Origin of the sequence: Rhodovulum sp. P5 (assembly GCF_002079305.1) — a bacterium.
Lineage (GTDB): Bacteria > Pseudomonadota > Alphaproteobacteria > Rhodobacterales > Rhodobacteraceae > Rhodovulum.
Window position 1 is genome coordinate 514102 of sequence record NZ_CP015039.1, and the last position, 13641, is coordinate 527742.

At 63.6% G+C, this 13641-nt stretch carries 14 protein-coding genes and 1 pseudogene; 11 read left to right on the top strand and 4 right to left on the bottom strand.

Going from position 1 to position 13641, the window contains the following annotated elements:
* The 3 genes from RGUI_RS02490 to RGUI_RS02500 are packed head-to-tail and all read right to left on the bottom strand — an operon-like array spanning position 1 to position 1630.
* Positions 1-204 carry a DUF1737 domain-containing protein gene (locus tag RGUI_RS02490; protein WP_081531603.1) on the bottom strand — a complete coding sequence of 68 codons (204 nt, stop codon included), beginning with the start codon at positions 202-204 and terminating at the stop codon, positions 1-3.
* Positions 204-773 (bottom strand): NnrU family protein, encoded by a 570-nt coding sequence (locus RGUI_RS02495; RefSeq protein ID WP_081531604.1) that lies wholly within the window; start codon positions 771-773, stop codon positions 204-206. Before RGUI_RS02495 ends, RGUI_RS02490 begins: the two co-directional genes overlap by 1 nt.
* Positions 773-1630, bottom strand: a complete 858-nt coding sequence (locus RGUI_RS02500) for a CoA ester lyase (RefSeq protein ID WP_081531605.1) — start codon at positions 1628-1630, stop codon at positions 773-775. The genes RGUI_RS02495 and RGUI_RS02500 overlap by 1 nt, the downstream gene beginning before the upstream one ends.
* A 164-nt stretch (positions 1631-1794) precedes the next feature.
* On the opposite strand from RGUI_RS02500, the gene RGUI_RS02505 reads away from it, so the two are divergent.
* Positions 1795-2097: a hypothetical protein gene (locus RGUI_RS02505; protein WP_081531606.1), complete on the top strand. Its 303-nt coding sequence runs from the start codon at positions 1795-1797 to the stop codon at positions 2095-2097.
* Here RGUI_RS02505 and RGUI_RS02510 read toward each other — a convergent pair.
* Positions 2094-2855, bottom strand: a complete 762-nt coding sequence (locus tag RGUI_RS02510) for a sulfite exporter TauE/SafE family protein (protein ID WP_081531607.1) — start codon at positions 2853-2855, stop codon at positions 2094-2096. The two genes, RGUI_RS02505 and RGUI_RS02510, sit on opposite strands and share 4 nt — an antisense overlap.
* A gap of 159 nt (positions 2856-3014) precedes the next feature.
* Between RGUI_RS02510 and mdh the strand changes: the two genes are divergently transcribed.
* The 10 genes and pseudogenes from mdh to lpdA all read left to right on the top strand — a co-directional run bounded on the left by mdh (position 3015) and on the right by lpdA (position 13635).
* Entirely contained in the window at positions 3015-3977 is a 963-nt protein-coding gene (gene mdh, locus RGUI_RS02515; protein ID WP_081531608.1) for a malate dehydrogenase, read from the top strand.
* A gap of 289 nt (positions 3978-4266) precedes the next feature.
* Entirely contained in the window at positions 4267-5460 is a 1194-nt protein-coding gene (sucC, locus tag RGUI_RS02520; protein WP_081531609.1) for an ADP-forming succinate--CoA ligase subunit beta, read from the top strand.
* Positions 5460-5777 carry a hypothetical protein gene (locus RGUI_RS02525; RefSeq protein WP_081531610.1) on the top strand — a complete coding sequence of 106 codons (318 nt, stop codon included), beginning with the start codon at positions 5460-5462 and terminating at the stop codon, positions 5775-5777. The genes sucC and RGUI_RS02525 overlap by 1 nt, the downstream gene beginning before the upstream one ends.
* Positions 5778-5788: 11 nt before the next feature.
* On the top strand, positions 5789-6670 hold the full coding sequence (sucD, locus tag RGUI_RS02530; protein ID WP_081531611.1) for a succinate--CoA ligase subunit alpha: 882 nt from the start codon (positions 5789-5791) through the stop codon (positions 6668-6670).
* A 24-nt stretch (positions 6671-6694) separates the two neighbouring features.
* Positions 6695-7222 (top strand): DUF805 domain-containing protein, encoded by a 528-nt coding sequence (locus RGUI_RS02535; RefSeq protein WP_081531612.1) that lies wholly within the window; start codon positions 6695-6697, stop codon positions 7220-7222.
* On the top strand, positions 7219-10191 hold the full coding sequence (locus RGUI_RS02540; protein WP_081531613.1) for a 2-oxoglutarate dehydrogenase E1 component: 2973 nt from the start codon (positions 7219-7221) through the stop codon (positions 10189-10191). The genes RGUI_RS02535 and RGUI_RS02540 overlap by 4 nt, the downstream gene beginning before the upstream one ends.
* 7 nt (positions 10192-10198) lie before the next feature.
* Positions 10199-11056, top strand: coding sequence for a biotin/lipoyl-containing protein (locus RGUI_RS22465; protein WP_371587139.1), 858 nt, complete (start codon positions 10199-10201; stop codon positions 11054-11056).
* Positions 10999-11730: pseudogene (gene odhB, locus RGUI_RS22470) on the top strand (2-oxoglutarate dehydrogenase complex dihydrolipoyllysine-residue succinyltransferase); the annotation flags it as partial. The gene RGUI_RS22465 and the pseudogene odhB, both read left to right, overlap by 58 nt.
* Before the next feature lie 89 nt (positions 11731-11819).
* On the top strand, positions 11820-12215 hold the full coding sequence (locus tag RGUI_RS02550; RefSeq protein WP_081531614.1) for an MAPEG family protein: 396 nt from the start codon (positions 11820-11822) through the stop codon (positions 12213-12215).
* A gap of 31 nt (positions 12216-12246) precedes the next feature.
* Positions 12247-13635 (top strand): dihydrolipoyl dehydrogenase, encoded by a 1389-nt coding sequence (gene lpdA, locus RGUI_RS02555; RefSeq protein WP_081531615.1) that lies wholly within the window; start codon positions 12247-12249, stop codon positions 13633-13635.
* The last annotated feature ends 6 nt before the right edge of the window (positions 13636-13641 follow it).

Sequence of the window (13641 nt, forward strand, 5' to 3'; positions counted from 1 at the left end):
TCACAGATCTCCAAGTTTGAGGTCGGGGGAATACGCCCCCTCTACATCTTTGATCACGGCCTGGGCGCAGCGCATGGTCCCGGTCGCCGGATCATGGGCATAGGCGGGGGAGCCGTGAAGCTCCCACCCCTTTGCCAGGGCCTCGGTCACCTTGTGGCAAAAGGCGGCCGTGTCCTCTTCGGTCAACAGTCGATAGGCGCGCATCAGGTGCCCGTCACCGGCAGCGGCCAGACGCCTGCCCAGATATGCAGGCCGATGATCACCAGATAGACGACGATGGAAATCCCCAGAAGGCGCAGGTCGCCTTTGAGAGAGCCACCGCTATAGCGGGTGACCCCCGTCTCCTGCCGATTGATCAGCACGATTTCGGCAATGGCCCAGATCAGCAGGCCGCCGAACAGCAGGATAGAAGCCAGATCGCCATTCACCAGCAAATGCGCCACTGCCCACGAAATGAAACCGTAAAGCTGCGGATGGCGAAACCACTGCCGCGCATGGCTTTTGGAATTCCCGACCCCGAAAAACGTCACCGCCAGCAGCATCAGGGTGTTGTTGATATGCACCATCCAGTCCGGGCTTTGGTACAATATCGGCGCGGTGTTGCCGCGATAGCCCATCACCATCAGCACCACGGACGCGACCAGCGGCACGGCGAAGACGATCTTCGACCAGTTGCCAAGCGTGTCGTCCAGCATCTTCCGAAGATCGGGAAAGACCCGTTTGAACAGATGCGCAAAGCTCCACAGGAGCACGCCAAGAAGAAGATAGAACATCATTCACCCTCCAGTTCTGCAATCGCCGCCGCTTTGGCCAGCGTTTCCCTCGCGGTCACGATATGCAGATTCTCGACGATGCGGCCATCCACCACGGCGACGCCCTGCCCGGCCTTTTCGGCCTCTTCGAAGGCGGCGATCTGGCGGCGGGCAAGGTCGATCTCGGCCTCGGTCGGGGCAAAGGCCGCGTTGGCGATCGCCACCTGTGCCGGATGGATCAGCGTCTTGCCGTCAAAGCCAAGATCGCGGCCCTGCTCGCATTCGGCCTTCAGACCGTCCTCGTCCTTGAAGGCGTTGTAGACACCGTCGACTGCCACGATCCCTTCGGCCCGGGCGGCCAACAGGCACTGGCTCAGGCTGGTCATCAGCGGCAGGCGATCGGGCCGGAACCGGCAGCCCAATTCTTTCGCCAGGTCATTCGTGCCCATGACGAAGCCTTCCAGCCGCGGATGCGCGGCCAGCGCATAGGCATTCAGGATCCCGCGCGGCGTTTCCATCATCGCCCAAAGCGGCACACCGGGCGCAGCTTCGCCCAACGCATCCAGTTGCGCGGTGGTCTCGACCTTGGGCAGAAGGATCGCATCGGCACCGACACTCCGGAGCGCGGCGACGTCATCCCGGCCCCATTCGGTATCGAACCCGTTCACGCGCACGATCTTGAACCGGGCCCCATAGCCCCCGGCCTTCAGCGTCTCGGCCAGCAAATCACGCGCCGCGGGCTTTTCCTCCACCGCGACGGCGTCTTCCAGATCGAAGATGATCGCATCGACAGGCAGGGTCTTCGCCTTCTCCAACGCCCGCTCCTTGGAGCCGGGAATGTAGAGAACGGAACGGAACGGGCGGGCACGCGGATCCATTGATTCTTCCTTCGGGTCATTTTGTTGCGCAAACGATCACAGCGGGGACATATTGCGCAACCCCTTTTATGCCGCAACGCAGAAAGCAACGCACGCCCGCGAAAGACGGCGTTGGGAGATCTCCCGCAGGATTGAACGCGATCCAAACCCGAGGGACCCATCCGATGAACCGCATCCTAGCCCCGTTTGCGCCGTTCCTGCTTTTGCCGACCCTGACATTTGCCCAAACGACCAATCAGTGCGGTCCCCGCGACGATGTGGTCGAACAACTCGCCGACCGCTATGGCGAGGCGCGTCAGGCGCTGGGACTGGCCTCCAACAAGACGCTGGTCGAGGTATACGCCAACACCCGAACCGGGACGTGGACGATCACCGGCACCCTGCCCTCCGGCCTGACCTGCCTGATCGCCTCGGGCGACGCGTTCGAGGCGTTGGAGGAAACGCTCGGCTCCGGTAACCGGCTTTAGGTCAGCCCGTCCCACAACAGCTTGGCGCCCGAAAGGGCCAGCGCGGCATAGGCAAGAGAGAAGAACAGCCGTTCCGGCACGACGTGATGCGCCCGCACCCCCAGCCACGCACCAAACAGGGCTGCGGGCGCCAAGACTGCGCTGCCCAACATCGTGTCCGCAGTGAAGATGCCGAGAAAGGCGTAGGGCACGAATTTGAAGATATTGATGGCCCAGAACACCAGAACCGTGGTGGCCTGATAGGTGGTCTTTCCCAACCCTCCCGCCAGAAGATAGACGGCGACGGGTGGCCCGCCCGCATGGCTGACGAAACTGGTGAAGCCCGCAACCGCCCCCGCCAGAAGTCCGACCCGCGATCCGAAGGGGCGCGCCCGTGCCGGGATCGCCTGCCAGTGCACGGCAAGCCGGAACCCCACGAAGCCAAGTGCCACAACCCCGATCAGGATGCGAAACACATCTGCATCGGCAATCCGGTAAAGCGCCGCGCCAAGCGCCACACCGGGCAACGCCCCGACGATCAGATCGCGCGCGGCGGGCCAGTCCCAGCGGCGCCAGTAGGGGCGCAAGGTCACCGCATCCACCAGCATCAAGAGCGGCAGGGTCAGGCCAAGCGCCACGGCCGGGTCCAGCACAAGCGCCAGAATCGTCATCGCCGCGAAGGCCGGGCCCGACCCGAACCCCGCCTTGGACACCCCCGCGAAAATCATCGCGGGAACGGCCACTGCAAAGAATAACGGATCGAAGGAAATCGCCGTCATGTCCGCCCTGTAACAGCCTGTTCCGACAACAGGGTTACCGATTGCGGGCCGGTATGGAAAGCAAACCGATCGGCACGCTGCACTGCGGCGGCCTTGCGCGCCGCGCTGCAAAGGACTACCCATCCTTTCGGAAACAAACAGACCAAGGGACAGTTCAACATGGCCAGACCCAAGATCGCCCTCATCGGTGCGGGACAGATCGGCGGTACGCTCGCCCATCTCGCCGCGATCAAGGAACTGGGCGACGTCGTTCTTTTCGACATCGCCGATGGTGTGCCGCATGGCAAGGCACTGGATATCGCCGAATCCGGTCCCTCCGAAGGGTTTGACGCGAACCTGAAGGGCACGACCGACTATGCCGATATCGCCGATGCAGATGTCTGCATCGTCACCGCAGGCGTCCCGCGCAAGCCGGGGATGAGCCGGGACGATCTTCTGGGCATCAACCTCAAGGTCATGAAATCCGTGGGCGAAGGCATCCGGGACAATGCGCCGAACGCCTTCGTGATCTGCATCACCAACCCGCTCGATGCGATGGTCTGGGCGCTGCAGCAGTATTCGGGCCTGCCGCCCGAAAAGGTCGTGGGCATGGCCGGCGTGCTGGACAGCGCGCGCTTCCGCCACTTCCTGAGCCTTGAGTTCAACGTCTCGATGAAAGACGTCACCGCCTTCGTGCTGGGTGGCCACGGTGACACGATGGTGCCGCTGGCGCGCTACTCGACGGTTGCCGGCATCCCGCTGCCCGACCTGGTGACGATGGGTTGGACCACGCAGGAAAAACTGGACGCCATCGTTCAGCGCACCCGCGATGGCGGGGCCGAGATCGTCGGCCTGCTGAAGACCGGGTCCGCCTATTACGCCCCGGCCACCTCTGCCATCGAAATGGCCGAGGCCTATCTGAAAGACCAGCGCCGCCTGCTGCCTTGCGCGGCATGGGTCGATGGCGCCTTCGGGCTGAAGGGGCTTTACGTTGGCGTGCCCACCATCATCGGCGCCGGCGGGATCGAAAAGGTCGTGGACATCAAGCTCGACAAGGCCGAGCAGGAGATGTTCGACAAATCGGTCGGTGCGGTTAAGGGCCTTGTCGAAGCCTGCAAGGGCATCGACGAAAGCCTCGGCTGATCGCCGGTTCTTATGCGTCACTGGGCCGGTCCGGCAGGGCCGGCCCTTTGCGTTGAGCCTGACGGGGAATCAACCCACAGACCGGGCGAAGACCCGTTCCCGACGCGCTCCCACCCCATTGGATTGCACCGGCATGCCGCCGGGGCCCTTTGTGATCACAGCATTTAAACCCGTGATCACAAACGCCAGAAAGTGCCCCGGTTTCGGGAATTTTCTGTAGAATGGCGTTTCGTCGCAGGTCCTTTCCGTGCTTAGAGGTCGGTTAACGATCTCAACACGGGACAGTTTGATGAACATCCACGAGTATCAGGCCAAGGCCCTCTTGCGCAGCTATGGCGCGCCGGTGTCCGACGGCCATGTCGTCACCCGCGCCGAAGAAGCCAAGACCATCGCGGGCGAACTCGACGGGCCGCTTTGGGTCGTCAAGGCGCAAATCCACGCAGGCGGCCGCGGCAAGGGCCACTTCCTTGAACCCGAGGCGGGCGAAAAGGGCGGCGTTCGCCTGGCCAAATCGGTGGGTGAGGCCGCGGAAGAAGCCAAGAAGATGCTGGGCCGCACCCTTGTGACCCATCAGACCGGCCCCGCGGGCAAGCAGGTCGGCCGGGTCTATATCGAGGATGGCTCGGGGATCGAGCGTGAACTCTACCTCGCCCTGTTGGTTGACCGTCAAACCAGTCGCGTCGCCTTCGTCTGCTCGACCGAGGGCGGGATGGATATCGAAGAGGTCGCCGCCAACACGCCCGACCGCATCCTGTCCTTCTCCGTCGACCCGGTGACTGGCTATCAGGGCTATCATGGCCGCCGCATCGCCTTTGCCCTCGGGCTGGAAGGCCAGCAGGTCAAGCAATGCGTCAAGCTGATGGGCCAGCTTTACAAGCTGTTCATGGAAAAAGACTGCGAATTGCTGGAGATCAACCCGCTGATCGTGACCGATGGCGGCGATCTGAAATGCCTCGACGCCAAGATGGGCTTCGATTCCAACGCGCTTTACCGCCACGATGACATTCTGGCCCTGCGCGACGAGACGGAAGAAGACCCCAAGGAATTGCAGGCCTCCAAATACGACCTGAACTATATCGCGCTTGATGGCGAAATCGGCTGCATGGTCAACGGCGCGGGCCTTGCCATGGCGACTATGGACATCATCAAGCTCTATGGGTCCGAACCCGCCAACTTCCTGGACGTCGGCGGCGGCGCAACCAAGGAGAAGGTGACCGAGGCGTTCAAGATCATCACCTCCGACCCGAACGTGAAGGGTATCCTCGTCAACATCTTCGGCGGCATCATGCGCTGTGACGTCATCGCCGAGGGCGTGATCGCCGCGGTGAAAGAGGTCGGCCTGAAAGTGCCGCTGGTCGTTCGGCTTGAGGGCACGAATGTCGAACTCGGCAAGCAGATCATCAACGACAGCGGGCTGGACGTGATCGCGGCAGACAACCTGTCCGACGCGGCGGTCAAGATCGTGGCAGCGGTGAAGGGGTGATGAAGACACTCAAGGGCGCAGTCGTGCGGTTGTCCGGTGGGAATGTTCGGAACAACCACTTTTATCTTCGGGGAATGCCGTGGCTTCCGCCAGAAGTGATCGGCGGCCCTAACGCATCTAGCGCTGCAGCTGAAAAACTCACTGTTGTCTTCAGCAACGGGCAATGCATCCAGACCGATGTCGCCGGCGACAAGATGATTCTCCGGGATCGCGGCGCAGTCAGAAAATTCTTCTCAGACATCAAAGCTCAGGATGGGACGGAGATCTTGATAGAACTCGTTTCACCGAAAGAAATCCACGTCTCGCCAAAGAAATAGAGGTCCAATCAATGGCCGTACTCGTCGACGAAAATACCAAGGTGATCTGCCAGGGCTTCACCGGCTCTCAGGGCACCTTCCACTCCGAACAGGCCATCGCCTATGGCACGAAAATGGTCGGCGGCGTGACCCCCGGCAAAGGCGGGCAGACGCATCTGGACCTGCCAGTGTTCAATTCCTGCCACGAAGCGGTGGCCAAGACCGGGGCCAACGCCTCCGTCATCTACGTGCCCCCGCCCTTCGCTGCGGACTCGATCCTCGAAGCCATCGATGCGGAAATCCCGCTGATCGTGTGTATCACCGAGGGCATCCCGGTGATGGACATGATGACCGTCAAGCGCGCGCTGGCGGGGTCGGACTCGATCCTGATCGGCCCGAACTGCCCCGGCGTCATCACGCCTGACGCCTGCAAGATCGGCATCATGCCCGGCCACATACACAAGCGCGGCTCGGTCGGAGTCGTCTCCCGCTCCGGCACGCTGACCTATGAGGCGGTGAAACAGACCACCGATGTGGGTCTGGGCCAGTCGACCTGCGTGGGCATCGGCGGCGACCCGATCAAGGGGACCGAGCATATCGACGTGCTGGAATGGTTCCTTGCCGATGACGAAACCCAGTCCATCATCATGATCGGCGAAATCGGCGGCTCGGCCGAGGAAGAGGCCGCCCAGTTCATCAAGGACGAGGCCAAGAAGGGCCGCACAAAACCCATCGCGGGCTTCATCGCGGGCCGCACCGCCCCTCCGGGCCGGCGCATGGGCCATGCCGGTGCCATCGTGGCCGGCGGCAAGGGCGGCGCCGAGGACAAGATCGAGGCGATGAAATCCGCCGGGATCGTGGTGGCCGACAGTCCCGCCGAACTGGGCCAGGCCGTTCAGAAGGCGATAGGGTAAAAGCCCGTCGCAAAGGGAGGGTAAATGGGCTTTGCCGATGCTGTAAGGACCTGTTTCAGGCGATATTTCACCTTTTCGGGGCGGGCTTCGCGCCCCGAATACTGGTGGTTCGTCCTGTTCGTTCTTCTGGGCAGCTTCATTCTGGGCCTGGCCGACGCGGTGTTTTTCGGCACGACGACGGTGGAAACCGACACCAGCGTTACTGTCACATCCGACGGGCCCCTTGCCGCCCTGTTCTCGCTGGCAACGCTGATCCCGGGGTTTTCCGCCGGCTGGCGCCGGATGCACGACACCGGCAAATCGGGGCTCTATCTGGTCTACCCGCTGATCGTGATGGTGGGCATCGCCAGCTTCGTGGGCTTCATGGGCGCCTTCGATCAGGCCGCTTCCGGCAATATCGCAGAGCTTTTCGCCGGAGCCTTCGGGATCATCCTGATCGTCGCGATGATCGTCCTTCTGATCTCTCCGCTTCTTGTTCTCTGGTGGCTGACCCGACCGTCGCAGCCCGGCCCCAACCAGTACGGTCCCAACCCGCATGAGGTAACCCCATGACCGACCAAAGCGCGAACGCCTCTTTCCACAGTTCCTCATTCCTGCAGGGGCACAACGCGGAATATGTGGAACAGCTTTATGCCCGTTATGCCAACGATCCCAACGCGGTGGACGAGGCATGGCGCAGCTTCTTCGCAGAGCTTGGCGACGACGAGGTCTCGGTCAAGCGCGAGGCGCAGGGGCCAAGCTGGGCGCGCCGTGACTGGCCGCCGGCGCCGAACGACGAACTGACAGCCGCCCTTGACGGGCAGTGGCCCGGCGCCCCCGCCGCGGCAGAAGCCAAGGCCGTGGAAAAGAAGGTCCGCAAGAAGGCGGAAGAAAAAGGCGTGCCCGTCAGCGATGACGAGATCAAGCGCGCGGTTCTGGACTCGATCCGGGCGCTGATGCTGATCCGGGCCTATCGTATCCGGGGCCATCTGGTCGCCGATCTGGACCCGCTGGGCCTGCGCAACCCGACGCCCCACCCCGAACTCGACCCTGCCTCCTACGGGTTTACCGAAACCGACCTCGACCGGCCGATCTTCATCGACAACGTGCTGGGCCTGCAGATCGCGTCGATCCGCGAGATCCTCGCCATCGTGAAGCGCACCTATTGCGGCACGTTTGCGCTGCAGTACATGCACATCTCCGACCCCGAGCAATCGGCCTGGCTGAAGGAACGGATCGAGGGCTATGGCAAGGAGATCAAGTTCACCCGCGAAGGCCGCCGCGCGATCCTGAACAAGCTGGTCGAGGCGGAAGGCTTCGAAAAGTTCCTGCACGTCAAATACATGGGCACCAAACGCTTCGGTCTTGACGGGGGCGAGGCGCTGATCCCCGCGATGGAACAGATCATCAAGCGCGGCGGCGCGCTGGGGATCAAGGAAATCGCCGTCGGCATGCCCCACCGCGGACGCCTGAGCGTTCTGGCCAACGTGATGGGCAAGCCCTACCGCGCTATTTTTAACGAATTTCAGGGCGGCAGCTTCAAGCCCGAGGATGTCGACGGCTCCGGCGACGTGAAATACCACCTTGGCGCGTCGAGCGACCGGGAATTCGACGGCAACTCCGTCCACCTGTCGCTGACCGCGAACCCCTCTCACCTTGAGGCGGTGAACCCGGTCGTCCTCGGCAAGGCGCGCGCGAAACAGGAACAGGCGAACGACCGCGAACGCAAGACGGTCCTGTCGGTGCTGCTGCACGGCGACGCGGCCTTTGCGGGTCAGGGCGTCGTGGCGGAATGTTTCGGCATGTCGGGGCTGGTCGGCCACCGCACCGGCGGCACGTTGCATATCGTCGTGAACAACCAGATCGGCTTTACCACCGCGCCGCATTTCTCGCGCTCCTCGCCCTATCCCACCGATATCGCCCTGATGGTCGAAGCGCCGATCTTCCACGTGAACGGCGACGACCCAGAGGCCGTGGTGCATGCCGCCAAGGTCGCGACCGAGTTCCGCCAGATGTTCGGCAAGGACGCGGTGATCGACATGTTCTGCTATCGCCGCTTCGGCCACAACGAGGGGGACGAACCGATGTTCACCAACCCCCTGATGTACCAGAAGATCAAGAAGCATAAGACCACCCTGCAGCTTTACACAGAGCGGCTGGTCAATGACGGCCTGATCCCCGAGGGCGAGATCGAGGACATGAAGGCCGCCTTCCAGGCCCATCTGAATGCCGAGTTCGAGGCCGGAAAGGACTACAAGCCCAACAAGGCCGACTGGCTGGATGGGCGCTGGAGCCATATCGAGCGCGGCGGCGGCGATGACTATCAGCGCGGCGACACCGCGGTCAGCGAAGAGGTCATGCAGGAGGTCGGACAGGCGCTGACCACCGTTCCCGAGAGCTTCAGCCTGCACCGGACCGTCGGGCGTCTGCTTCAGACCAAGAAAGAGATGTTCGACACCGGCAAGGGCTTCGACTGGGCCACGGCAGAGGCGCTCGCCTTCGGCAGCCTCCTGACAGAGGGCTACCCGGTGCGCCTGGCCGGTCAGGACAGCGCCCGCGGCACGTTCAGCCAGCGCCATTCGGCGATCATCAACCAGGACAGCGAGGAGCGTTATTACCCGCTGAACCACATCCGCAAGGGGCAGGCCCGGTACGAGGTCATCGACTCGATGCTTTCGGAATACGCAGTGCTGGGCTTCGAATACGGCTATTCGCTGTCAGAGCCCAATGCGCTGGTGATGTGGGAGGCACAGTTCGGCGACTTCGCCAACGGTGCCCAGATCATGTTCGACCAGTTCATCTCCTCTGGCGAACGCAAGTGGCTCAGGATGTCGGGGCTTGTGGTGCTGCTGCCCCACGGGTTCGAAGGCCAGGGGCCGGAACACTCCTCCGCCCGGCTTGAACGGTTCCTGCAGCTTTCGGCGGAAGACAACTGGATCGTCGCCAACTGCTCCACCCCCGCCAACTACTTCCACATCCTGCGGCGGCAGCTTCACCGCACCTTCCGCAAGCCGCTGATCCTGATGACGCCGAAGTCGCTTTTGCGTCACCGCCTCGCGGTGTCAGAGGCCAAGGCGTTCCTGACCGGATCGTCCTTCCACCGGGTACTGTGGGACGACGCGGAAACCCATGGCGTGTCAGAGGCGACGCTGAAACCCGATGCCGAGATCAAGCGCGTCGTCCTGTGTTCGGGCAAGGTCTATTACGACCTGCTGGAGGAGCGCGACGCCCGCGGCATCGACGATATCTACCTGATGCGGCTTGAACAGTTCTACCCCTTCCCGGCGCTCAGCCTTGTGAAGGAACTGGAACGCTTCCGCGATGCGGAAATGGTCTGGTGTCAGGAAGAGCCCAAGAACCAGGGCGCCTGGACCTTTATCGAGCCGAACCTCGAATGGGTCCTGACCCGCATCAACGCCCGGCATGCACGGCCCCGCTATGCCGGCCGCCCCGCCGCCGCCTCGCCCGCCACGGGGCTGGCCAGCCAGCACAAGGCACAACAATCCGCGCTCGTGAATGACGCGCTGACAATCGAAGGGTAATTTCGCCATGTCCACCGAAGTCCGAGTCCCGACCCTGGGCGAAAGCGTCACCGAGGCCACCGTCGCCACGTGGTTCAAGCAGACCGGCGATGCCGTTGCCGCCGACGAGATGCTGTGCGAACTGGAAACCGACAAGGTCACCGTCGAGGTCCCGGCCCCCGCCGCGGGGACGCTGACCGAAATCGTCGCCGGAGAGGGAGAGACCGTCTCGGTCGATGCGCTGCTGGCCACGATTGCCGAGGGCGACGCCAAGCCCGCGGTCAACGGTCAGGACAGCGCCGCCCCGGCCGCGCAAGGCAGCGACGAACAGCCCGCCGAACAGGGCGGCGAACAGATCGACATCATGGTGCCGACGCTCGGCGAAAGCGTGACCGAGGCCACGGTCTCCACCTGGTTCAAACAATCGGGCGACCAGGTCGAGCGGGACGAGATGCTGTGCGAGCTGGAAACCGACAAGGTCTCGGTCGAGGTGCCGGCGCCGGCCTCTGGCACGCTGGGCGAAATCCTCGCCCCCGAAGGCAGCACGGTGGAGGCCGGCGGCAAGCTGGCGCTGATGTCGTCCGGACCGGACGGGGCCGCCCCGAAACCGGCCGAGGCCGCCCCTGCCCCGACCTCCGGCGGCGGCAAGGATGTCGAACACGCGCCGTCCGCCAAGAAGATGATGGCCGAAAAGGGCCTGTCGCCCGAGGACGTCCAAGGCAGCGGCCGCGACGGACGCATCATGAAGGAAGACGTGCAGCGCGCGGCAACCGCGCCGAAACCCACGCCCCCGGCCCCGCAGCCGCCGAAACCTGCCCCGGCCCCGATGCCGCCCGCGCGCCCGTCGCCGCCGAGGATGCGGAGCGTGAAGAACGGGTCAAGATGACAAGGCTAAGGCAGACCATCGCCCGCCGCCTGAAGGACGCGCAGAACACCGCCGCCATGCTGACGACCTATAACGAGGTCGACATGTCCGGCGTCATGGCGCTGCGGAAGGAGTACAAGGACCTCTTCGAGAAGAAGCACGGCGTGAAACTGGGCTTCATGTCCTTCTTCACCAAGGCCTGCTGCCACGCCCTGCGTGAAATCCCCGAGGTCAACGCCGAGATCGACGGCACCGACATCGTCTACAAGAACTTCGTCCATATGGGCATTGCGGTCGGCACGCCCACGGGCCTTGTCGTTCCGGTGCTGCGCAACGCCGACCGGATGGGTTTCGCCGAGATCGAGAAGCGCATCGCCGAGATGGGCGTGCGCGCCCGCGACGGCAAGCTGGGCCTGTCGGAAATGCAGGGCGGCACCTTCACCATCTCGAACGGCGGTGTCTACGGCTCGCTCATGTCCTCACCCATCCTGAACCCCCCGCAATCGGGCATCCTTGGCATGCACAAGATTCAGGAACGCCCGCTGGTCGAAGGCGGCCAGATCGTCATCCGCCCGATGATGTATCTCGCCCTCAGCTACGACCACCGCATCGTCGACGGCAAGGGCGCGGTGACGTTCCTTGTGCGGGTGAAAGAGGCGCTGGAGGATCCGCGGCGGTTGCTGATGGATTTGTGAGACATCGAAGACCCCGCCCCGGGCTTGGTCCGGGGCCTCGACCGACCCGATGAACAGGAGGTCCCGGGGCAAGCCCGGGACGCGATGGAATGACCCCCGAACTCACCGCCCTCGCCCTCGCCATCCTGCTGCAGGCCGTGCAATTCGTCCTGACGGCGATCCCGGCCAATCTGGAACTCGGCACCGAATTCACGCTCAGCCCGCGGGACGAGGAACCGCCACGAGAGATGTCGCGCCGCACCGGGCGTCTTTTCCGCGCGCTCAACAACCATTTCGAGGGGCTGATCCTCTTCACCGCCGCGGTCACGCTCGTCACCGTCTCGAACCAGTCCACGTGGTTCACGGCCCTTTGCGCCTGGGTCTACCTGATCGCCCGCATCGCCTATGTCCCCGCTTACGTGCAGGGCTGGGTGCCCGCCCGCTCGCTCATCTGGACCGCGGGGTTCGCCGCGACAATCCTGATGACCCTCGCCACCCTCATCTGACACGAACGACACGCCCCCGAAGGAGGCCATCATGGCAAGCTACGACGTCATCATCATCGGTTCCGGCCCCGGCGGCTATGTCTGTGCGATCCGCTGCGCGCAACTGGGGCTGAAAACCGCCTGCGTCGAGGGGCGCGAAACGCTCGGCGGCACCTGTCTGAACGTTGGCTGTATCCCGTCCAAGGCGCTGCTCCACGCGTCCCACCAACTCCACGAGGCGCAGCACAATTTTGAAACCATGGGGCTGAAGGGCAAGGCGCCGACGGTCGACTGGGCCCAGATGCAGGCCTACAAGAACGACGTGATCGGCCAGAACACCAAGGGCATCGAGTTCCTGTTCAAGAAGAACAAGGTCGACTGGATCAAGGGCTGGGCCTCGATCCCCGAAAAGGGCGCGGTCAAGGTCGGCGACGACACCCACACCGCGAAGCACATCATCATCGCCTCTGGGTCGGAGCCCGCCAGCCTGCCGGGGGTGGAGATCGACGAACAGATGGTGGTGACCTCCACCGGTGCGCTGTCCCTGCCCAAGGTCCCGAAAAAGATGGTCGTGATCGGCGCAGGCGTGATCGGGCTGGAACTGGGGTCGGTCTATGCCCGCCTCGGGGCCGAGGTGACGGTGCTGGAGTATCTCGACCAGATCACCCCAGGCATCGACACCGAAGTCGCGCGCAGCTTCCGCTCGCTTCTGAAAAAGCAGGGGCTGGAGATCATCACCGGCGCCGCCGTGCAGGGCACCGAGACGCTGAAGACCAAGGTCAAGACCACCTACACCCTGCGCAAGGACGACAGTGAGCATCAGGTGGACGCCGATGTCGTGCTCGTCGCAACGGGACGCAAACCCCACACCTCGGGGCTTGGCCTTGACGGGTTGGGGGTCGAGATGACCAAACGCGGCCAAATCGCCGTCGATGCCCACTACAAGACGAATGTCGAGGGGCTTTACGCCATCGGCGACGTGATCGAGGGCCCGATGCTCGCCCACAAGGCCGAGGATGAGGGCATGGCCATTGCCGAGATGCTGGCCGGTCAGGCGGGCCATGTGAATTACGACGTGATCCCGGGCGTGATCTATACCCACCCCGAGGTCGCCGCCGTGGGCAAGTCCGAGGACAGCCTGAAGGAGGCGGGCCGCGCCTACAAGGTCGGCAAGTTCTCCTTCATGGGCAACGGCCGGGCCAAGGCCAATTTCGCCGCCGACGGCTTCGTCAAGATCCTCGCCGATGCAGAGACCGACCGCATCCTCGGCGCCCATATCATCGGGCCGGCGGCGGGCGAGTTGATCCACGAGATCTGCGTCGCGATGGAATTTGGCGCGGCGGCAGAGGACTTGGCACGCACCTGCCACGCCCACCCGACCTATTCCGAAGCCGTGCGCGAGGCGGCACTCGCCTGCGGCGACGGCCCCATCCATAGCTGACACAGC

Excerpts from the sequence above, each read along its gene's own strand:
- lpdA (WP_081531615.1), top strand. The coding sequence starts at position 12,247 with ATGGCAAGCTACGACGTCATCATCATCGGTTCCGGCCCCGGCGGCTAT.
- sucD (WP_081531611.1), top strand. The coding sequence starts at position 5,789 with ATGGCCGTACTCGTCGACGAAAATACCAAGGTGATCTGCCAGGGCTTC.
- RGUI_RS02490 (WP_081531603.1), bottom strand. The coding sequence starts at position 204 with ATGCGCGCCTATCGACTGTTGACCGAAGAGGACACGGCCGCCTTTTGC.
- mdh (WP_081531608.1), top strand. The coding sequence starts at position 3,015 with ATGGCCAGACCCAAGATCGCCCTCATCGGTGCGGGACAGATCGGCGGT.
- RGUI_RS02525 (WP_081531610.1), top strand. The coding sequence starts at position 5,460 with ATGAAGACACTCAAGGGCGCAGTCGTGCGGTTGTCCGGTGGGAATGTT.
- RGUI_RS22465 (WP_371587139.1), top strand. The coding sequence starts at position 10,199 with ATGTCCACCGAAGTCCGAGTCCCGACCCTGGGCGAAAGCGTCACCGAG.
- RGUI_RS02540 (WP_081531613.1), top strand. The coding sequence starts at position 7,219 with ATGACCGACCAAAGCGCGAACGCCTCTTTCCACAGTTCCTCATTCCTG.
- RGUI_RS02550 (WP_081531614.1), top strand. The coding sequence starts at position 11,820 with ATGACCCCCGAACTCACCGCCCTCGCCCTCGCCATCCTGCTGCAGGCC.
- RGUI_RS02495 (WP_081531604.1), bottom strand. The coding sequence starts at position 773 with ATGTTCTATCTTCTTCTTGGCGTGCTCCTGTGGAGCTTTGCGCATCTG.
- RGUI_RS02510 (WP_081531607.1), bottom strand. The coding sequence starts at position 2,855 with ATGACGGCGATTTCCTTCGATCCGTTATTCTTTGCAGTGGCCGTTCCC.
- RGUI_RS02535 (WP_081531612.1), top strand. The coding sequence starts at position 6,695 with ATGGGCTTTGCCGATGCTGTAAGGACCTGTTTCAGGCGATATTTCACC.
- RGUI_RS02505 (WP_081531606.1), top strand. The coding sequence starts at position 1,795 with ATGAACCGCATCCTAGCCCCGTTTGCGCCGTTCCTGCTTTTGCCGACC.
- sucC (WP_081531609.1), top strand. The coding sequence starts at position 4,267 with ATGAACATCCACGAGTATCAGGCCAAGGCCCTCTTGCGCAGCTATGGC.
- RGUI_RS02500 (WP_081531605.1), bottom strand. The coding sequence starts at position 1,630 with ATGGATCCGCGTGCCCGCCCGTTCCGTTCCGTTCTCTACATTCCCGGC.